Here is an 18,915-nt window from a genome sequence, read left to right as displayed (position 1 = left end):
ATGAAATTGTCGTGCCGACAAAGACTGACGACTAAAAATGCTGTTCCCGCGGCAATTTTTCTGATTCTGATAACGCTGACGGCCGAAGTGTTCGGAGCGTCTCTAAGCGATTACAGGACGCGTCTGGTAACCGCTCGTGAATCAATATTGACGCTCAGTAAGGTCGATTATACGGACGACGAATTCAGGGCTATGGTGCTTGAGCGAGTGAGTTCGGTACGGCGAACGATACCGCGCACGGAGACCATCGAAGTCGGGGCCGGTGCCGTCGAAACCAACAACAGTTGGCTGCACGATGACCTCGATCTTTACTTGAACGAAGCAAATATTGCGAATCGAGATGAGATAGTCCAGAGGGTCGCGGACCGTTTGCTCGGGGTCGAGGCCGCCGTCACCGACTTGACCAATGCAACTTCCGGATCAACCACCAAAGACGACGAGAAGCAAAAGATAGCAGAGATCCTAAGGCGTCAGGAATATCAAAAACCAAAGGATGAAGGCGAGAGCCTGTTTCAGAAATGGCGTCGCGAATTTCTTGAATGGTTGGCAAAGATGTTTCCGGAGGTCGAGATCAGTCCTAACGCACCGTCCGATGTCGGTTCGTTTGCAACCATCTTGCAGATCCTGCTCTACGGCGTTCTGGCGGTGGTGCTGGGATTTCTACTTTATCGATTTCTGCCGTTTTTCGCTCCACGGTTTGGCCGCCGAAAACGTAAATCGACTGACGATCGCATCATCCTCGGTGAACGCGTATCGGCGGATCAGTCGGCCGCCGACCTTTTCGCTGAAGCGGAGAGATTTGCCCGCGACGGTGAGTTGCGCCTAGCTATTCGTAAGGGCTATGTCGCACTATTATGCGATCTGGCGGATCGAAAGGTGATCGGTCTTGCACGCCACAAGACCAACCGCGATTACCTCTCGGATATTCGTAAAAAGAACCGACTTTTTGAAAATATGAAGCGGATCACGGCGAGCTTTGAGCGGCATTGGTACGGTTCGCAAACGGCGGACCAACGAGAGTGGGAAGAATTTCGAGAGCAATACCAAAAGACGGTAAGCGAAGTCTAGACGTTACGAGTGAAACAGAAACTGTTCATTATCACGGTTTTCATACTAGCTGCTGCGATCCTCGTCGGCCTAAATGCCGCGTCGTATACACAAAAGCAGCAAGCTCCGGAAAGCGAAGCCGCCCCGAATCGCTCCTCTTACAACCCCGGCCCGACCGGTACGCAGGCATTCTATACCTTACTCACCGAGACCGGCCGAAAGGTCATCCGCTGGCAGACTCCGGCCGATGATCTCGTCGCCCGCAAGGTAGATGCGCCGACGACGTTTGTCATAATAGGTCCGCGTCGCCGTGACTTTGCCGACCAGGAGGTCACCGGACTCTTGCGATGGGTGGCTGAGGGCGGCCGGCTTGTGATGATCGACCGTGAACCGGTCGAGAGACTGGTCACGACGACTGCGAAATGGAAAGTCGCGGTCGTACCGCAGAACTTGATCGCGATACTTGATACCGACCCATCCGATCAGGCTAAGATGACCGCGTCCACGGCCGCCGCGAAACCAGTCCAACCAAGTCGGCTGACACTGGGCGTGAATGCCGTCCAGTTTTCGCAATTTGCGTCCGCGATAGAATTAGAAGCGATCTCCACGTCGGCTACACCATCGGAAAAGATCAAAACTCAGTCACCGACCTTCAGCCCGAAGCCGCCATTTGAGCAGGACCCAAAGGACGTTGCCTCCGAAGAGGATACCGACGAGCCGTCGTCAGCCGGACCGGTCGTCCAACTCATTTCCGGTGGGAGCAATGTCTTGACCGAGATGCCGTATGGGGCCGGAAAGATCGTCATTCTCGCTGATCCGTACATCGTCGCAAATGGCGGGATCGGAATCGCCGACAATGCTAAATTAGCCGTCAACATAGCGGAAAGCGGCGGTGGGCTGATCGCCATCGATGAGTATCATCACGGGTTTGGCTCCAATAATAATCGCCTGTTAGAGTTTTTTGCCGGAACTCCGATCGTCGCAATTTTTTTCCAGTGCCTGGTGTTGGTCGGTGCGATATTCTATTCGCGCAGCAGACGATTTGGTCGCCCCGTCCCATATGCCGAACCGGATCGTTTATCAAAACTTGAATATGTCGGTGCGATGGCCGAACTGCAGCGGCGAACCCGGGCATTAGACCTCGCGATCGAAAATATTTACAGTGACTTTCGCCGCCGATCGGTAAGGCTTTTGGGAATGGATCTCTATTCAGCGACACACGGCGATCTTGCCGCGGCGATCGCAGAAAGATCCTCGATCGATCGCACTGAAATTGAAAAATTGCTATTTAAGTGCGAAGAGATTTCGGCCGGCAAACCGACGAACAATAATGAGGTTCTGGACTGCGTCCGGTCGATCCGTAAGCTCGAGTACAAACTCGGCCTGCGAAAGGAGCCAGTTGAAAAGTGATGCCGAACATCGATCTGATATTGCTGGTCATCATCTATCTGCTGACAAGTGCGGTCGGCGTTGTCACCGGCAGCAATTCCCTGATAGCGGTGCCGGTGATGTTTCAATTTGGCGTCCCGGCGAGGATCGCGGTGGCAACCAATATGTTCGCGCTGGTCTTTATGTCCGTTGGCGGCACCATCCCGTTTTTGAGGAACCGTACCATCGACGTCAGGCGGATCTCACCATTATTATTGATAACGCTAGCAAGTTCGGCATTGGGAGCGATACTGGTCGGCTATATTACCGATCAAGGGCTGAAGCTAATAGTTTCGGTCGCTATGATCGCAGTTTCGATCTTTATTTTGGTCAAGCGTGACTCCGGCGTCGATCCGCAGTCGTCCGTGACCGGCAAGTCGCTCGCGGTCACATTTGTCCTTACGTTCATTTTGGGAGTTTACGGCGGTCTCTTCAGCGGGGGTTATGTGACGATGCTAACTGCCGTACTTGTGGCATTTTTTGGGATGACATTTTCCCAATCGATCGCTGCGACCAAACTGATCAACGTGGTTTCGTCAACGATTGCCACGGCCGTATTTATGTGGCAAGGTTTAGTGGATTATAAACTTGGGCTCATACTCGGAGTGACGATGTTTGTCGGGGCTTACGTCGGTGCATACTATACGACAAAAATGAGCGACGTCTGGCTAAAACGTATTTTTCTCTTCACGGTCTTGTTATTGGCGATTAAGATACTCTACGATTATTTTTGACTTTTACGATGCTTACTTACACACCATCAACAGTTGCCCACATAGTTAACGAATTGCGCAAAACGATCGTCGGGCAGGACGACGTTATCGAACAGATCCTCGTCGCATTTCTCGCTGAGGGCCACGCTCTGATCGAGGGCGTGCCGGGAACGGCCAAGACGCTTATAATCAAAACTCTCGCCGCCGCAGTCGGCGCGGGCTATTCGCGTATCCAGTTCACGCCGGATCTGATGCCGTCCGATATCACAGGCACAAATGTGTTTAATATGCAGACGTCCGAATTCAGTCTGCGGCAAGGCCCGATTTTTACCGATATCCTCCTCGCGGACGAGATCAACCGGACACCGCCAAAGACCCAAGCGGCTTTGCTCGAGGCGATGGAGGAAAGGCAAACTACGATCGACGGTGACCGGCATCCGCTCTCACCTATTTTCACCGTTCTGGCGACCGAAAATCCGATCGAATACGAAGGTACATATCCGCTGCCCGAAGCCCAACTCGATCGCTTTTTGCTCAAAATATTGATCGACTATCCCGAACAGGCCGAAGAGTCCGAGATCGTAGCACGTTGGGATGCCGGGTTTAATTCGAGGCATTTCGAGCGCATGGAAATACTTCCGCTTGGCGACCCTTCGGCGTTGCAACACTGCCGAATGGAGGTCCGCAATATGCGTACGGAAGCGAGTGTTCAAAAGTATATTGTCGAGATTGTTCGCAAAACTCGAAATCACGGGTCGATACTCTATGGGGCGAGTCCGCGTGCATCGATCGCTCTGTTGCTTTGCTCAAAAGCATTGGCGGCCATTCGCGGCCGTGACTTTGCCACCCCGGACGACGTCCGGGACGTTGCTTTGCCGGTACTCCGTCACCGGCTCGCACTCCGTGCGGAGGCCGAGCTAGACGGTTCGTCTGCCGACATCGTTATCACTGATATAATTAAATCTGTCGAAGTGCCGAGATGATCAATTCTTAATCCTCGTTCGTCTTCTTGGCGGGCGGGGCTTTTTTGGCAGGTCTCGCCGCCGGCTTTTGTGCGGGTGCCAGTGTTTCAGGCTTCACGCCCGACGGGATTACCGCCGGCGAGGCCTTTGGCTCAGGTTGCGTCGGTTTCACGGCGGTATTCGCCGCAGGTGCCTTCGGAGTCGGGGTCGGTGCCGGCTCATCAGATTTTGGCACGGGCACGAGTATCACGCCGCCTTCGTTCGGCATAAAAACACTACCGCCGTTCGGGTCGACCGTTACGGTCTGACCGCCGGGTGGAATATATTGCGGTGGCTGCGGACCGCCAACGGGCGGACCGGGTACAACGGAACCCGAAAGCGGTGCGCCGGCAGGCGGCATTCCGCTGTTACCCCAGGCGTTAAATCCATCGCCCCCCGGAATCGTTCCCGGTAATTCCATCGAACCATTTGGCACAAGTGATGCATCGCCAAAGTCGCCTAGCTTTGTAAGTGCGTCCTCTTGAGCTCCGGTTGCCGGATTGATCGGCTGCACCGGCAAACTGTTAGCATCCGGCGCCAGGCTGGCCGTCGGGTTTGTTTGTCTCACGGAGGTCACATAGATCAACGCGGCCGCGAGTATCGCCACGCCGGTGATCGCCAGAGCCGCCGTCTGCCACTTATTCCGACCGACTACCGCAACGGGCGGTGCTGTATGAGCCGCTGTCACAGTTGGAATGTCCGCACCTATCTCGCTGCCGATCCTTGCGAGATCCTCCTCAAGATCTGCCATCGATTGATAACGGAGTTCGGGGTTTCGTGACATCGAACTCAGTATCACAGGCTCGATCTGAGGGTGAAGGTCCTGTCTGAACGCAGCCAAAGGCGCCGGCGGTTCGGCGGATTGCTTTGCAATGGTCTCGGCCGGAGTACTCCCGTTATACGGCCGCTCGCCCGCGAGCATTTCGTACAACATAACGCCTAACGAATAAATGTCAGACCTTTGGTCAAACGACGGTGGCGTGACACATTGCTCGGGCGAAAGGTAACCGACCGCTGACATCGAATTGCGTGCGTGAGTGCGTGAGCCAAAATCAAACACCTTTGCAAAGATGCTCACGTCCGAATCAATGAATACTTTGTCAGGATTGAGCCCGCTATGGACCAATCCGGCGGCGTGGGCGGCAGATAATGCCGACGCTACTTGTTTAGCGATAGTTATCGCGTCAGTGACGGGCAACTGGCCCTTTTCCCGGATCAATGCCGAAAGCAGGCCACCGTCCATGCCTTCGTAGACCGAATGAGGTGTTCCGTGCTCGTCGAGCCCGATCTCGAGATTGTTCAGGATATTCGGATGCGAAACGGCCGCCGCCGCTTTTTCGTCTCGCATAAATCGGTCAATATATCTCTGGTCGATCGCCATTGCCGGGGCCAGTATCTTGATCGTAGCCGGTACGCCGGTCGTCAGATTTGTGCCTCGATAAAAGTCGCCGACCTCGGTTTCGCGAACCAACGAATCGATACGAAATTTGCCCGCAATGATCTTTCCAATAAAATCGCTAATCATCAGATATTAGAACGGATTTACTTACGGCAAGTTGCATATTTCTTGCCTCGAACGCTCCCATATTGTTTTACCACAATGCTTAACCAAACAAAATACGGGCGAGGCCCGATCGGACCTCGCCCGTAGATGTGGTAAACATAGTTCGATCTAGAGCTTAACGAAGACGATAAGCAGAGCGAACAGCACGAGTGACTCAATAAGAGCCAACGCGATGATCATCATCGTCTGAACAGTTCCGGCTGCACCAGGATTGCGGGCAGCACCCTCCGCGGCACGCGAACCGACGATACCCTGTGCGATAGCTGCCATACCGGCGGCCAAGCCGAATCCGATACCGCCGCCGAGAGCCTTGGCAGTGAGCACGGTCGACTCGTTGTCAGCAGCAGCGGCCTGAGCCATAGCCGGGATAGCCGTCAGAGCCAACGCGAGCGTTGCGAAAAATAAATATTTAAGTTTGTTCATCTTTATCTCCTGTTTTGTTAAATAGAAGACACCGGCATTCGCACTTAAAAACCTGCTTGCGGGGTATAAGTTCGCCTCACTTCCGGTATGCACATGGATTTTATACTCATTAGAGTCCAAGGCTCCTGATGCGTGCGGGCATAGTTGCTATAAAACGCAAGTTTTCAAATGTCCGAATAACGAGGTCTTCGGTCTGCTGAGGCCGTATTGTGCGGCCCTCAAATCGTTACGCGTGTGCTACAACGGCTTCGCCGTGAGCTTCAACGCCGGGCTCATCTTCGTGTTCATCGTGATGAGCGTGCGAAACTTCGCTGAGATAGATCGTCGACAAAAGTGTGAACACAAATGCCTGCACAAAAGCAACGAACACGCCGAGCATTGTTAAAACCAACGGCAGAACAAAGTGCGTAATCGGCGGTGCAAGATTTGTGATCTCGAGAAATACCTTTTCGTCGGAAAACATATTCGCAAAAAGTCGTACACCGAGTGTAAACGGCCTGATCAAATTACTGATCAGCTCGATCGCGAATATAAGCGGCGTAATGACCAGCGTCAATAGGATCGGCAGTCTAGGGCCGGCCAGATGGCCGAGGTGTCCCCAAATTCCATTTTCTGCAATGCCGACGTAGTTGTAATAGACAAACGACGATATGCCCAGAGCAAACGTCACGTTGACCGATGCGGTCGGTGACATAAACAACGGGAATTGCCCCATTAGATTGGAGACCAAGATCAGAATGGCGAATGTGGCCACAACCGGAAAGTACTTGAATCCGTGTTCACCGATCACGCTGACCACCAGGCCCTTGATCGCAAGATAGCCGGCCTCAAGCGTCAACTGGCCGGGTTTGGGGTCATCGTCCGAGAGTCGGCCTTTGAGTAGCCTGACGGCAACAACGGTCAGTATGCACGCGATCACAAACATTACCGTGTACCACGGAATCGCGGTCTGAGGCGAATATTCTGAGGCAAAGACCTTTTCCGGTGTCGTGCCAAATTTATTGAAAAACGCCACCCAGATCGGCCGCGTGTATGCCATTTGGAAATGATAGACCGGCTCGCCCACGTAGTGGTTGATAAACTCGACGATCAATGGCGTATGGTGTCCGCCGCCTTCTGAAAATAAAAACATCGCAAATATTCCCGCTAATTAGAACTATAAAAAATACTTAAAAGGCCCTCAACGACCACGGCAAGCGCAAATGACGCAAGCCCGAGAATTATCCCTGTGACCGGTAACAATCCGGTGAAATAGAAAAATGCTACAAAGGCACCAAGAACGACGTATCGTAACAAATATCTGATCGCCAATAATAACGGTCGTTCTCCGCCCGCAGTCGAATCAAAAAGTGCCTTAGTCGAACCCCTTTGCCAAAAAAAATTGAGGATCGACGCTACTCCGCCTAAGAACGCGGCTGCCCCAAATTTGCCTGATACAAAGATCGAACCGACTATTGTTCCGGCCGACACGACCGCGCCCATTATGAACAATATCCTCCGCTGAGACAGCTCAGGCGGCAAGGGTTGTTCGGATGTCAAAGGATCAAGGTCGTCGACCATCACAAAACCTACATTTTACAAAGATATTGCGGAAAATTCAACATCACGAGACGAGCTCGTCGGGTCAAGGGGTTAATTGTCGTCATCATCGTGCGAAAGCAGGGATTTTATTACCGGTTTTGAGTTCCCGGAACCGAAAATCTGCGAAGTGAGTCTAAAAAACTGGATAAAGCCAATAATCGACCCAAGAACGATCCCGCCCACCAATCCCCAAGGCGAACTTCCTAAGACGAGGTCAGCGAGCCAACCCAGAAAAAGCGTGAACGCGATCGACGCAAAAAACACTATACCGGCGGACCAAGCAAGTCCGGTGCGGCGGATCGTTTCATCCTGGCTGATGGGAGTGTATTCGATCGGTAAAAATGGTGTTTCAAATGGCGGTTCGGCCGCCGGCGTCGAAACTCCATCTAATTCTCCCCCGCCCAGAGCGGTGTCGACCGCAGAGTCGAGATGGTCGGGGTCTGCCGCGTCGATCGGCCAATCATTGAGCCATTCATTGAGATCGGCGTCATCGATGTTTTCGGACCCGCTTGCATTTTTATTAGTTTCGTCCATTCTCTAATCGGCTATGATGACAGTTTCACGGTGTGATTTCAATATGTACTGAGTTCCGCGCCAAAGCAAACGTCTGGAAAAAAGAGCTGCCACCGAATTATAAAAAAATATAATAGGCGTCAACGCCCAGAGCGTGATCTGACTTAAGAACTGGCGGTCAAGCTCTACTTGATATTCCGTGAGCACTAGCTTTACAGCATTTAGCCGAAGCCACGCTTTCCCGACGCTGCATATCGAGACGATCGCCAAAGTGGCAATACTGAACCACACGATCGCGTCATTGAGTGATGAAAGGATGGCGATCAATAGTGCTGCCGACATTACCAAGCAGAATAATCCGGATCCGATAAATGATAACGTCCAAAGTGGGGCGTCATAAACGCGCGTGATCTTCATCTGGCGCGTCGTAAACTCTACCATTTCGCGTAAAGTGCAGTTTTCAACTGAGGCTGATAATGCCTCGGGGACGAAGACGATCGGCAGTTTGGCATCACGCATTCCTCGAGTGACTGTGAAATCGTCTGAGAGTGTACCTTTCCATTTCTCGAGCATTCCGACGCGTTCAAATGTCGAACGGGCAATGGCCATCGCTCCGCCCCAACAGAAATTTTTTGCGGTGTCCGGCCCGAGATTCGAAGCCACGGAAGCGTTCCACACTGAGCGGAGTTCAGAGGCAAACGTCGGATTTGGCGAAATGAACCAGCGATATCCGGTCGCTGCTCCGATATTCGGGTCAGAAAGCGGGGCAATAAGATTACTCAACCACGACTTGGACGGGCGGGAATCAGAATCGACAAACACAAATACGTGCGAATCGTCACGAACGTGCGTTACAGCTTCGCGTAGATTTTCGACCTTTTGGCTCGATCCGACCGCCCGGGGTGCGACGACGAGTTTGGTATTGGCAAATTCGGCGGCAGCACGCTCGATCAAAGGAACGGCCTCATCATCCGCGTCATCAACGACGTATATAACCTCGTAGTCCGGATAATCCTGGGTCAGCAATGCCAGCAGATTGTCAGACATCCCTTGATCGATGCCGCGGCACGGTGCGATGACCGACGCGAAAGGGGTAAATTGATCAGAACGATCGGCGAGTGAACGCCGAAAGAATTGCAGATACTCGAAACCGCCGTGAAGTGATTTGACGCTGAAATAGATCAGGACAGAAGCTAAAATAATGAAAACGTAGGTCATTTCCCACCCTGATCGTCAATTAGTTCTCTGAGGTACTCGACCGTCTTCTGCGTTGCTCCGCGATTTGTTGCCATCACCTTTGCGGCATTGTCGGCAAATACCCGCCGACGTTCGGGGTCATCGAGCAGTTGAGAAATGGCGGCGGCAAGCTGATCGACTATTTCACTGTCGGCGGACGGAGACAATTGGATCAGAGCGTCTTGCTTTAAGAACTCGTCGACAACAACCTTAAAATTCGAAGTGTGCGGACCTGTGATTATAGCCTTTCCGGCGGCGGCGGGCTCGAGTATGCTCTGACCGCCGTGCGGGATCAGGCTGCCGCCGACAAATACTATATCCGCCAGCGATAATGCGGACCGCAACTCGCCAATGCTGTCCAGGATGATCACTTCCGCATTAAGGTCCCGGCTTGAGGCAGTTTCAGATCTACGTGCCCAACCGAATCCCGAACCTTTGATCAAATCGACGACTGAACGAAATCTCTCGGGGTGCCTGGGAGCGATGAGGAGCCGCGGCAATGTTCCGGCGGCGGATTTCCAAACCCGTTTGAAAGCCTCGAGTAGCCACTTTTCCTCCGGATCGTGTGTACTGGCGGCAACGATCAGCGGCACGTCGCCTGAAATTCCGAATCGGGTGCGAAATTCGGTTGCCAACACCCCATCATCATCGACCGTCTGGTCGAATTTCATATTGCCGGTCACCTTGAGCTTTGTCGCACGCATCCCGAGAGCCATTAGCCGCTTGGCGTCCAGATTAGACTGCATTAATGCAAGATCCGGATACGAGAGAACTCTCCGCATAAAATTCTTGAGATAGCCGAAACGCTTATATGAGCGTTCTGACAATCTGCCGTTTACGATCGCGACCTTTGCTCCGCTCTTGTTAGCCTCACGCAGAAAATTGAACCAAAGTTCAGTCTCGAGCAATAACACCGACGAAGGTGCGAATCTGCGCAGGGCACGACGAACACTGAATTTCCAATCGAACGGAAAATAAAAAATAACTTCAGCGTGCTCAGCAAAGACTTGTCGTGCAAGTTGCTGTCCCGTTCGTGTCGTGGTGGAAACGATCAGGCGAAATGGTGCAAGATCGCTCTTCAATCGTTGGATCAGCGGTCGTGCAGCGTTAGTTTCGCCCACGGAAACACAATGTACCCAAATTACCGGACGGCCATCTTGGATAAATGCCGGCAGAAATCCGAGCCGCTGAGTTAACCCTGAAGCGTATTTGCCGTTAAAAATGGCATCGAAGATAAATCGCGGAAGCAGCACCACGAAGGCGATCGTCAAAATGATGCTGTAGAGGAAAAACATTGTCCAGATATCAGAAACCGGAGTCCGCTGCCTTATACAAAAAGTTCGGACTCCGGCATTATAGTATTGGACAGGAAAGCTATTTTACGCGTTCCATGTACCGTGCTTCCGTTGGATTGACACGGATCTTTTCGCCTTCGACAATAAACGGCGGAACGGAAAGTGTGACTCCGTTCTCGAGCGTAGCCGGTTTATTCGAATTCGAGGCGGTCGCGCCTTTAAGCGGCGGATCAGTCCTGCTGACTGTAAGATCCATTGTTGCCGGTAATGCCACGCCGATCGGTGTGCCATTATAAAACTCGACTTCGATCTTGAGACCGGGCATTAGCCATTGGGCGGCATCACTCAATTCTTCTTCGGTCAGAGCTACTTGTTCGTAGCTTTCCGTGTTCATAAAATGATGATGCGATCCGTCAGAGTAAAGATATTCCATCTTATGCTGCTCCAGCGTGATCTTTTCGAGTGTGTCGTTTGAACGAAAGCGGTATTCGAACGAGTTTCCTGTAAGCAGATTACGAAGCCGAGCCTGAACCATAGCCCTCAGATTGCCGGGCGTATGGTGGTGAAACTCCATTACTTTGACGGGACTACCCTCGTGCAGGATGACCATCCCTTTTCTTATATCATTTGCTGAAATTGCCATAGATAGCTGAAAAACTCCTTTTTTGATCGGCCACTGCACCGATCAGCAGCGAAGACGTAAGTTTATTTTCTGTCTGCCGATTTGTCTAGCGAACGGTTACAGCTAACTTAAACTTGCCACGCCAACGATCAGCTTTCGTGCACTCGGTCACGACCAAACGGTAGTCGCCGGCCTCGGTCGGCGTCACCTCGTGGCGATTGTGGCACGACAGATCCATATCCGCATCGTACTCCTCACCGTCCGGTTTAATGATAGTGACGGTGATCGGCAGTCCGCCGACCTGTGCCGTGGTCATCGTTTGCCCGGAGCGCACTTTGATCACAAAAGTTCGTCTATCTTTGTACCCGTTCAGTGAGCCGACAGCTACCGCTCTCACCGCTCCGCGGGCAAATCTTATGCGACTAACGCTTTGGGCTGAGGATTCGCCGGTGCACATCAAGGTCACCGCGACCATCGTGACGGTCAACAGGGCGAGTTTAATTGTTGGTGCACTCATAAACTATTTGGCCTTGGTGAATGGGAGCGGCGGCGGTTCTTCGCCTTCCTTCGGGTACGATTTGTTCATCCCGTCGTAGATCATTATGATCTTATCGATCCATTCCTTAGCTTCCGTATTCTCGGGGTCATATTTGATCGTCCGCCGATAATCTCCAAGTGCCGATGCATATTGGCGGGCCTCGGTCAGTGCGACGCCACGCTTTAGATAAGTATCCGCCAGAGCCTTTTTGGCGGCCGGATCATTAGCTTTACCGGCGAGGGCCTTTTCTGCGGCTTTGACGGCATCGTCGAGGGACTTTGTATCGATCGGGTCGCCGCCCTGCGACCATTTAGATTTATCACCGGTGGTTGTCGGTGGGGCTTGATTGTCGGTCGAATGAGCGATAACGGTTTGCGAGCGCTCGGTCCGCGGTATATTAGAGTTTTGCTGAACGGGTTGAGGTGACGCTGCGCAACCGAACGAGCCGACAGCAAAAGAGAGTGTGATTAAATACTTCATAATGGATTAGTTTTGTCTATAAAGGGCCTTGCCTGGACTATATAAAGCCGTCCGTTCATTATACCCCATTCGATGTCCTGTTCTTTCTTTCCGCCAAAAATGCCGCGGATCATAATTGCGGCCTTGGCGAGTTCGCGGGCCTGGGCATCTGTGAGAACGCGTTTGTTCGGCCCGGCACATTTATCAGCGGTTTCTTTCAGATCTCCGTCGAGGTCAAATCTAAGAGCATTCGTCTGATCCGAAAGGGTCATAACTATTACCGAATTCGAACGAGGATTAAATAATATCTGTTCGGGAATTCCGGTGTTGTCCACAACCTTCGAATTATGGCCGCAAACGGCGCTTATATAGACCGAATTCTTACTCTTCGTATCAAACGGGTCCTTGGAGATCATCACTCCACCTTTGTCCATATCGACCCCGATCTGGATCAATGCTGACATATAAACATCCGTTTGGCTTACATAATTGCGGACGCGCGCCTCGTAGGCGTCAAATTTCCATAATGAAGCCCAGACCTTTTTGACTGCCTCAACCAGTTTTTCGTCTTCGCGAACATTCGGCACGCTCGAATAAAGCCCGGCACCGCTGAAATTCGGCAGATCCTCGGAGTTTGACGAACTGCGAACAAATACCGGTTTGCCGCCTAATTGAATCTTCCATTTTTGTACGATCTCAGCCCGAAGCGAGTCGTCAAATTTGGCATTCTGGATCGTCGTCCGCAACTGCTCGAGTTTTTGCCTCCGAACTCTCGGATTGTGTACAAAGTCGTTATCGTCCAAGAGTTCTTCTATCGTCTCATCAATGCCGTTATCCTTGATAAATTTGTCATACCAATAGAATGGCACGGTAAATCCATCCGGAACGATCACGCCCGTGAGTCGTGAATTAAGCATTTCACCGAGATTTGCAGATTTCGAGCCATATATCACACTGTCTTTCTTACGCATTTCGCGCAGTCCGGCGAGCTTTTTGGTTTTTAGGTCAGCCGGCGGGATCTGCTCATCCGGTGCCTTTGCCTTGTCGAGTATCTCCTTAGTGGCAGGCTTAAACGTAAAATTGGTAAGCGAAGCATCAAACTCGATCCAATAAGTGTCCAACTCACGAAACATCTTGTCAGCATCCTTAATGTAAACATTAGGAATATTCCAGCCCTTTGCAAGGATGTTTATATGCGAGAGCGGTGACGACGGTTTGGCAACGATCACACCGCGGACCGGCGGCAGCGATATCGGCAACTCCTTCAAAACAAGTATTTCGTTGTCGCCGATCTCGACGGTATCGTCGAGCTTATCGATGATATGGACGCGTCCGATAGCCTTTCCGGTATTTAGGGCTAGGTACTCCTGATTTTTGTTGAGGTCACTTTGTAAAATACGTTCGAGGCCGGAATCGGCGGTGACATCTTCCTGCCGGATCGAATTTGGTTTATATGCGACCTTCTGAAAAAACGTACGATTGATGGTCTCATTTGCCGACTTTATGATTTCTGCAGAGGCTAGATCGCCCTCCCAAAGCTCCCAAGTAAAACGCTCGACCGGTTTTTGCCACGCGATGGTTCCGACGATGAACCGGCGATCTTCTTCTAAGTAGATCGGCTTAAAAACGTCTGCACCTCGCGGCACAAGATAATTGGCGAGGAGAAAGTCCTTGTGAAAGCGATATTTTTGCGAATTGACGTAGTAGATCTTGTTTTTTGCACGGCGGTCGATGACAAACATCGTGTGCGGCATCGCATAGGGCGTACCTTGATGGTACACACGGGCGATCGAATCGAACTCCTTCTGCGTGCCAATTTTCTGAAGCGAATTCTTGACCGAATCAGGTTTCTTCGACATCGCACCGGCGGGTTCACGCGTCGGCGTTGGTTTGCGAGACATCTGAGCGTTCAAACCGAATGCCGAAAACAGAATTATAAGTGTCGCGGCAAAAAACGCCGATTTGAGTGAAGTCATATGTCTAGATGTGCCGGCTATATTTCGACAGCTAAAGCACTTCTTCTATTTGTCAGTGAAAAACGGTCGCGAAGTGCCTGAACCTGATCTTCGCCCTCGACTGAAATGCCGCGGTCACGGATCAGTCCGTCTTTCAGACCGTAAATCCAGCCGTGAACTGTAATGTCCTGGCCGCGATTCCAAGCGTCTCTCACAATAGTGGTCTCACTTACGTTAAGTACCTGCTCGACCACATTCAGTTCGCAGAGCCTGTCAAATTTTTCACGGGCGTCGGGTATGGCGTTAAGTAGTTCAAAGTGCAGGTTGGCAGTGTCCTGAATGTGTCGTAGCCAATGGTCGATAAGTCCGTGACGTTTGGACTCCATTGCTGCCCCAACACCTCCGCATCCATAGTGGCCGCATACAATGATGTGTTCGACCTTGAGGATCTCAACAGCAAATTGCATTACCGACAGACAATTCATATCGGTGTGTACCACTAAATTCGCAATGTTACGATGGACAAAAATTTCGCCCGGAGCCAGACCAACAATTGTGTTCGCTGAGACGCGGCTATCCGAACATCCGATCCAAAGATATTTAGGGCTCTGCTGATCGGCCAGATCGGAGAAAAAGCGCGGATCTATCGCACGGATCTGCTCGGACCATTGACGGTTGTTTTCTAAGAGTTGATCAATGTTACTCACAAATATTCTCCGACGACTATCTTATCGGTTTGTCGAACTATCGCAAAATTTGTACAAGAAAGTCAGTCGTCTGCTTCGGCCGGTCCGTTGTGTTCAGGATCGGACGGCGAGGCGATGCGTGCCTTAAGCCGAAATCTGTAACTGATAAAAAACGAACAAATGCCCACCACTCCGGACACAAATGATGCGTCAGGCATCGAACCGAAATAAAAATACGCCGACAAGCCAATAAGTACGACGCCCAATGCGATCAGAAATGCTTCCATTTTCAACAATTAACTATCTGGCAACAGAATCGAATCCCCTACCGGAAAAATACGCACCAACCGCGCGGAACATACGCAAAAATAATCTGACCACTTTAGGGAAGAACCACAAGAATAAGAGAATAAAGACCACAAGTACCGCCGCGATCGCAAACGGTGCAAAAACCGCGAGCAGAATGCCCGTAAAGGCGACCCCATCTTCGACCAGCGACAGTGTCCAATTTGATATCGGTTCGGGCGATAAATTAGCTCCGATCCGCGCCGCGGCCTTTGTGCCGTGTGAGGCTAGAGCAAGTCCGCCGCCGACCAAAGCTGCAGGTATATAGACACTTGCATCGAGTTGATTAGTCGCCGCGTAGGCGACGATCACTCCGGCCGGTACGCGTATGAAAGTGTGCACAACGTCCCAGACGCTATCGACGTAGGGTATCTTGTCCGCAAAAAACTCGACCAGATACAGACCGCCGGCAAAACCGATGATCCACCAATTATCGAGCACATCAAGGCCGCCCGGCAGTTTTGTCGAACCAAATTTTTGCAAAAGTCCGAGCACCGATACGGTCGCATACAGATTAATGCCGGACGTCCAAGCAGAACCGAGTGCCAAACTTAATGTTGAGAACCATTCCATCACGTATCTCCTTCTGAGAGTCTTTTACGAATTTTCGTCGTCCCCTGTTCCCGCGTCTTCGTCCTTTTTAGCGCCAAATTTCTCCAATCTGTATTGTAGCGTCCTAAAGGTCAAACCCAGTAACTTAGCAGACTTGGTGATATTATTGTCCGTTCGTTCCATTGCCTGCATTATCAGGCTACGTTCGACGTCCTCCCAGTTGACGCCTTCTGCCGGAAGAACAAATGGTTCGCCTGACGCTGACGTTGATCGATGGCCGCCGCGATCGGAGAACATCTCGGGCGGAAGATCGTCATTTGTGATCGTATCGTTCTCACACAGTAGTATCGCCCGTTCGATCGCGGACTCGAGTTGGCGGACGTTGCCGGGATATGAATAGTTGTCCAGCGATCGGCGGGCTTCGGCACTAAAACTGACCTTTCGGCTCGTGCCTCGAGTGTGTTTTTTGAGAAAGTATTCGATCAGTACGGGAATATCCGTTCGACGTTCGCGAAGCGCCGGCAACTCGATCGATAGTACGTTTAGGCGATAATAAAGGTCTTCGCGAAAGCGTTTTTCTTCGACCATATGGAGCAGGTCGCGATTGGTCGCTGCGACGACCCGCACATCCACATCGATATCGCGGATCCCGCCGACACGTCTGATCTGCTTTTCTTGCAGTGCTCGCAAGATCTTGGCTTGCAGCGCGATATCGAGTTCACCTATTTCGTCCAGAAAGAGTGTGCCGTTGTGGGCGATCTCAAACAGTCCTTTCTTCTCGGCGACGGCACCGGTGAACGAACCTTTTTCGTGGCCGAAAAGCTCCGATTCAAGTAGGTTCTCATTGATTGCCGCACAGTTGACCGCCTGGAAAACTTCGCTGGAACGCAAACTGTTGGTGTGCATCGAACGAGCGATCAACTCCTTGCCGGTACCACTCTCGCCCCGGATCAGAACAGTCGAATTGGATTTGGCGATCTTTAGGATCAGCTTTTTGACCTTGTCCATCTCCGGCGAAACCGACACGATCTCGGCGTCAAGTGTCGACAATTTTTTCAATGCCCGCGAAACGGTTTCCAGCAACTTTTCTGAGTCGTACGGCTTTTGAAGATATTCAAAAGCTCCGAGCCTCAATGCATCCACCGCCGAGTCGACGGTACCGTGAGCGGTAAGTAGGATGACGATTATAGATTTGTCGAAATTGGTGAGCTCTCTAAGCAGGTCCAATCCGCTCATTCCGGTCATTTGCAGATCGGTCAGAACTAGGTCGAACCGCCGTGTTTCGACAAATTTTATCGCGGCTTCGCCCGAACTTGCCGTCGTAACATCGTAGCCCTCGCCCGACAGTATCGTTTCCAGGATCTCTCTCTGATTTTTCTCGTCATCGACGACGAGGATCGATTTTCTTGCCATAGTTCATTTTGCAGCAGCGGTCAGGCTACTCTTGCTACCATCGGTAATCTTACCGTAAATTTCGTTCCTCCGCCCTCCGGCGTTTCGACCTCGATCGTTCCGCTGTGAATGTCGATGATCTTTTGAACGATCGCAAGGCCGAGGCCAGTGCCGGTCTCCTTGGTCGAAAAATACGGCTCGAATATCTTTGAGAGGTTTTCGGCCGGGATGCCGCTACCCGAATCCGTGACTTCGATGCGAACCATATCATTGTCCGGAGATATCTTGGTGCTTATCTGACCGCCATCATTGCCAACAGCTTGGACTGCGTTAATGAAAAGATTGTTAAATACCGACCGCAAAAATTCCGGGTCGCCCAATATTAGCGGAACGTCCTCGTGCTCGACTATGCCGATCTTTATATTGCTGTCTGAGGCCTGAGCCTCGACCAGCCTCAGCGAATCTTCGATCACTTCGCGGGCATCGACCGGCCTGAGGTTGGCAGTCGCAGGACGTGAATAATTTAGAAAATCTGAGATCTGTTGATTGATCCGGGCGACCTCGACCTTAAGCTGAGAAGTCAATTTTTCAAATTTTACACGCTTTTCTTCGTCGTCCGGAGCGTATTTTGAACGAAGATGATCGAGCGTCAAATTGATGTAATTGAGTGGGTTGCGTATCTCGTGAGCGATGGCGGACCCGAGTCTGCCGACGACGGCCGATTTTTCGGCTTGTTGAAGCTGAGCTTCGATCTCACGCTTTTTCGCAAGCTCGGCAGTCATCTCGTTAAACCGCGAGGCGAGGCGGCCCATTTCGTCATTGCGGGTCGAATCGGGCACGCGAACGTCGAGGTCGCCCTCGGCTACACGGCGTGCTGCGTTGGAGAGATCGGCGATCGGGCGTGCAAATCGCCACACCAACAATAGAGTGATAAACGACGAAACTAGCAGCACGCCAAGGTTGAAGATCAGCGGACGGGCCGCTCGCCACGCCGTTTCCTTACGGTCACTGTTCAGCAAGACCATCACATACCAGCGTCCCTTGCTAGTCTCGATCGGGATCGCGTGAGCTTCGTCGTAAGCTCCGGTATCGTCAGCTTCCCGGCGGTTAGGGAAGTGTTTAATGTCGTCGCCCAAACGGGCACCTTCCATAAGCGGCGGCAGGTCGGTGAGGTCGCTGAGTTGTTTATAGACAACGACATCATCGTCGTTCGTTGAGGGTAGCAGGTCAGGGTTAAGGCTGTCGGTGATCTGCCAATCGTTATCGATGATGATGATGTCGCGGATGCGCTTTTTAGCGTCCTCATCCAAAAATGTTTGGTCGGGCTGCGAGATCAGGTCCTGAACCCGAAAGTCCCGTGACGTCATACTCGTAAACCCGAGAGCGATGCCGGCGACGATCGATTGTTCCTGAGCCTCGCGGAGTACGCTATTGTCCTGCTGCGTGCGCAGATTGAGGTAATATTGCACGCCGAGCGTCGCTACGAGTAGTAACGCGAGGATCAAAAGTAGTCGCCCACGGAATGTGTTTAAAAATCCCATTTTTTGGATATGCGGTAAGCTGAG

General features: G+C 51.8%; 20 protein-coding genes. 4 read left to right on the top strand and 16 right to left on the bottom strand.

Going from position 1 to position 18,915, the window contains the following annotated elements:
* The 4 genes from IPQ00_11795 to IPQ00_11780 are packed head-to-tail and all read left to right on the top strand — an operon-like array spanning position 1 to position 4,171.
* Complete coding sequence (locus IPQ00_11795) at positions 1 to 1,068, top strand: DUF4129 domain-containing protein (GenBank protein MBL0241239.1); 1,068 nt, start codon at positions 1 to 3, stop codon at positions 1,066 to 1,068.
* A gap of 9 nt (positions 1,069 to 1,077) precedes the next feature.
* Positions 1,078 to 2,457 carry a DUF4350 domain-containing protein gene (locus IPQ00_11790; protein MBL0241238.1) on the top strand — a complete coding sequence of 460 codons (1,380 nt, stop codon included), beginning with the start codon at positions 1,078 to 1,080 and terminating at the stop codon, positions 2,455 to 2,457.
* Positions 2,457 to 3,209, top strand: a complete 753-nt coding sequence (locus IPQ00_11785; GenBank protein MBL0241237.1) for a sulfite exporter TauE/SafE family protein — start codon at positions 2,457 to 2,459, stop codon at positions 3,207 to 3,209. The genes IPQ00_11790 and IPQ00_11785 overlap by 1 nt, the downstream gene beginning before the upstream one ends.
* Before the next feature lie 8 nt (positions 3,210 to 3,217).
* Positions 3,218 to 4,171: a MoxR family ATPase gene (locus IPQ00_11780; GenBank protein ID MBL0241236.1), complete on the top strand. Its 954-nt coding sequence runs from the start codon at positions 3,218 to 3,220 to the stop codon at positions 4,169 to 4,171.
* A gap of 7 nt (positions 4,172 to 4,178) precedes the next feature.
* On the opposite strand, the gene IPQ00_11775 is transcribed toward IPQ00_11780, so the two are convergent.
* The 16 genes from IPQ00_11775 to IPQ00_11700 all read right to left on the bottom strand — a co-directional run bounded on the left by IPQ00_11775 (position 4,179) and on the right by IPQ00_11700 (position 18,891).
* Positions 4,179 to 5,714, bottom strand: a complete 1,536-nt coding sequence (locus IPQ00_11775) for a serine/threonine protein kinase (GenBank protein ID MBL0241235.1) — start codon at positions 5,712 to 5,714, stop codon at positions 4,179 to 4,181.
* Positions 5,715 to 5,861: 147 nt separating this feature from the next.
* Positions 5,862 to 6,176, bottom strand: a complete 315-nt coding sequence (locus tag IPQ00_11770; GenBank protein ID MBL0241234.1) for an ATP synthase F0 subunit C — start codon at positions 6,174 to 6,176, stop codon at positions 5,862 to 5,864.
* A gap of 226 nt (positions 6,177 to 6,402) precedes the next feature.
* A complete protein-coding gene (gene atpB / locus IPQ00_11765) occupies positions 6,403 to 7,308 on the bottom strand; it encodes a F0F1 ATP synthase subunit A (GenBank protein MBL0241233.1) in 906 nt (301 codons plus the stop codon).
* A gap of 14 nt (positions 7,309 to 7,322) precedes the next feature.
* Complete coding sequence (locus IPQ00_11760) at positions 7,323 to 7,736, bottom strand: ATP synthase subunit I (protein ID MBL0241232.1); 414 nt, start codon at positions 7,734 to 7,736, stop codon at positions 7,323 to 7,325.
* A 72-nt stretch (positions 7,737 to 7,808) separates the two neighbouring features.
* Positions 7,809 to 8,291, bottom strand: a complete 483-nt coding sequence (locus IPQ00_11755; protein ID MBL0241231.1) for an AtpZ/AtpI family protein — start codon at positions 8,289 to 8,291, stop codon at positions 7,809 to 7,811.
* 3 nt (positions 8,292 to 8,294) lie between these two features.
* Entirely contained in the window at positions 8,295 to 9,488 is a 1,194-nt protein-coding gene (locus tag IPQ00_11750) for a glycosyltransferase (GenBank protein MBL0241230.1), read from the bottom strand.
* Positions 9,485 to 10,801: a 3-deoxy-D-manno-octulosonic acid transferase gene (locus tag IPQ00_11745; protein ID MBL0241229.1), complete on the bottom strand. Its 1,317-nt coding sequence runs from the start codon at positions 10,799 to 10,801 to the stop codon at positions 9,485 to 9,487. Before IPQ00_11745 ends, IPQ00_11750 begins: the two co-directional genes overlap by 4 nt.
* A 79-nt stretch (positions 10,802 to 10,880) precedes the next feature.
* The gene (gene efp, locus IPQ00_11740) at positions 10,881 to 11,444 is read right to left on the bottom strand and encodes an elongation factor P (GenBank protein ID MBL0241228.1); all 564 of its coding nucleotides are present in this window, start codon (positions 11,442 to 11,444) and stop codon (positions 10,881 to 10,883) included.
* Positions 11,445 to 11,529: 85 nt separating this feature from the next.
* Positions 11,530 to 11,940: a hypothetical protein gene (locus IPQ00_11735; GenBank protein MBL0241227.1), complete on the bottom strand. Its 411-nt coding sequence runs from the start codon at positions 11,938 to 11,940 to the stop codon at positions 11,530 to 11,532.
* Between the two features lie 3 nt (positions 11,941 to 11,943).
* Entirely contained in the window at positions 11,944 to 12,441 is a 498-nt protein-coding gene (locus IPQ00_11730; GenBank protein ID MBL0241226.1) for a hypothetical protein, read from the bottom strand.
* Positions 12,438 to 14,396: a PEP/pyruvate-binding domain-containing protein gene (locus tag IPQ00_11725; GenBank protein ID MBL0241225.1), complete on the bottom strand. Its 1,959-nt coding sequence runs from the start codon at positions 14,394 to 14,396 to the stop codon at positions 12,438 to 12,440. The genes IPQ00_11730 and IPQ00_11725 overlap by 4 nt, the downstream gene beginning before the upstream one ends.
* Positions 14,397 to 14,413: 17 nt before the next feature.
* A complete protein-coding gene (can, locus tag IPQ00_11720; protein ID MBL0241224.1) occupies positions 14,414 to 15,082 on the bottom strand; it encodes a carbonate dehydratase in 669 nt (222 codons plus the stop codon).
* Positions 15,083 to 15,144: 62 nt separating this feature from the next.
* Entirely contained in the window at positions 15,145 to 15,348 is a 204-nt protein-coding gene (locus tag IPQ00_11715; GenBank protein MBL0241223.1) for a hypothetical protein, read from the bottom strand.
* A gap of 13 nt (positions 15,349 to 15,361) precedes the next feature.
* Complete coding sequence (locus IPQ00_11710) at positions 15,362 to 15,979, bottom strand: DUF4126 domain-containing protein (protein MBL0241222.1); 618 nt, start codon at positions 15,977 to 15,979, stop codon at positions 15,362 to 15,364.
* A 24-nt stretch (positions 15,980 to 16,003) separates the two neighbouring features.
* Positions 16,004 to 17,371 (bottom strand): sigma-54-dependent Fis family transcriptional regulator, encoded by a 1,368-nt coding sequence (locus IPQ00_11705; protein ID MBL0241221.1) that lies wholly within the window; start codon positions 17,369 to 17,371, stop codon positions 16,004 to 16,006.
* A gap of 20 nt (positions 17,372 to 17,391) precedes the next feature.
* The gene (locus IPQ00_11700; protein ID MBL0241220.1) at positions 17,392 to 18,891 is read right to left on the bottom strand and encodes a HAMP domain-containing protein; all 1,500 of its coding nucleotides are present in this window, start codon (positions 18,889 to 18,891) and stop codon (positions 17,392 to 17,394) included.
* Positions 18,892 to 18,915: the final 24 nt, after the last annotated feature.

This window comes from Chloracidobacterium sp. (genome assembly GCA_016720705.1).
In the GTDB taxonomy this organism is placed as follows: domain Bacteria; phylum Acidobacteriota; class Blastocatellia; order Pyrinomonadales; family Pyrinomonadaceae; genus OLB17.
Note: the sequence above shows the minus strand (reverse complement) of the source record. Positions and strands in the feature narration are given on the sequence as shown.

What these genes read in the sequence shown, in the direction of transcription:
- IPQ00_11795 (MBL0241239.1), top strand. Translation starts at nt 1, where the DNA reads ATGAAATTGTCGTGCCGACAAAGACTGACGACTAAAAATGCTGTTCCC.
- IPQ00_11785 (MBL0241237.1), top strand. Translation starts at nt 2,457, where the DNA reads ATGCCGAACATCGATCTGATATTGCTGGTCATCATCTATCTGCTGACA.
- IPQ00_11780 (MBL0241236.1), top strand. Translation starts at nt 3,218, where the DNA reads ATGCTTACTTACACACCATCAACAGTTGCCCACATAGTTAACGAATTG.
- IPQ00_11775 (MBL0241235.1), bottom strand. Translation starts at nt 5,714, where the DNA reads ATGATTAGCGATTTTATTGGAAAGATCATTGCGGGCAAATTTCGTATC.
- IPQ00_11770 (MBL0241234.1), bottom strand. Translation starts at nt 6,176, where the DNA reads ATGAACAAACTTAAATATTTATTTTTCGCAACGCTCGCGTTGGCTCTG.
- atpB (MBL0241233.1), bottom strand. Translation starts at nt 7,308, where the DNA reads ATGTTTTTATTTTCAGAAGGCGGCGGACACCATACGCCATTGATCGTC.
- IPQ00_11760 (MBL0241232.1), bottom strand. Translation starts at nt 7,736, where the DNA reads ATGGTCGACGACCTTGATCCTTTGACATCCGAACAACCCTTGCCGCCT.
- IPQ00_11755 (MBL0241231.1), bottom strand. Translation starts at nt 8,291, where the DNA reads ATGGACGAAACTAATAAAAATGCAAGCGGGTCCGAAAACATCGATGAC.
- IPQ00_11750 (MBL0241230.1), bottom strand. Translation starts at nt 9,488, where the DNA reads ATGACCTACGTTTTCATTATTTTAGCTTCTGTCCTGATCTATTTCAGC.
- IPQ00_11745 (MBL0241229.1), bottom strand. Translation starts at nt 10,801, where the DNA reads ATGTTTTTCCTCTACAGCATCATTTTGACGATCGCCTTCGTGGTGCTG.
- efp (MBL0241228.1), bottom strand. Translation starts at nt 11,444, where the DNA reads ATGGCAATTTCAGCAAATGATATAAGAAAAGGGATGGTCATCCTGCAC.
- IPQ00_11735 (MBL0241227.1), bottom strand. Translation starts at nt 11,940, where the DNA reads ATGAGTGCACCAACAATTAAACTCGCCCTGTTGACCGTCACGATGGTC.
- IPQ00_11730 (MBL0241226.1), bottom strand. Translation starts at nt 12,441, where the DNA reads ATGAAGTATTTAATCACACTCTCTTTTGCTGTCGGCTCGTTCGGTTGC.
- IPQ00_11725 (MBL0241225.1), bottom strand. Translation starts at nt 14,396, where the DNA reads ATGACTTCACTCAAATCGGCGTTTTTTGCCGCGACACTTATAATTCTG.
- IPQ00_11715 (MBL0241223.1), bottom strand. Translation starts at nt 15,348, where the DNA reads ATGGAAGCATTTCTGATCGCATTGGGCGTCGTACTTATTGGCTTGTCG.
- IPQ00_11710 (MBL0241222.1), bottom strand. Translation starts at nt 15,979, where the DNA reads ATGGAATGGTTCTCAACATTAAGTTTGGCACTCGGTTCTGCTTGGACG.
- IPQ00_11705 (MBL0241221.1), bottom strand. Translation starts at nt 17,371, where the DNA reads ATGGCAAGAAAATCGATCCTCGTCGTCGATGACGAGAAAAATCAGAGA.
- IPQ00_11700 (MBL0241220.1), bottom strand. Translation starts at nt 18,891, where the DNA reads ATGGGATTTTTAAACACATTCCGTGGGCGACTACTTTTGATCCTCGCG.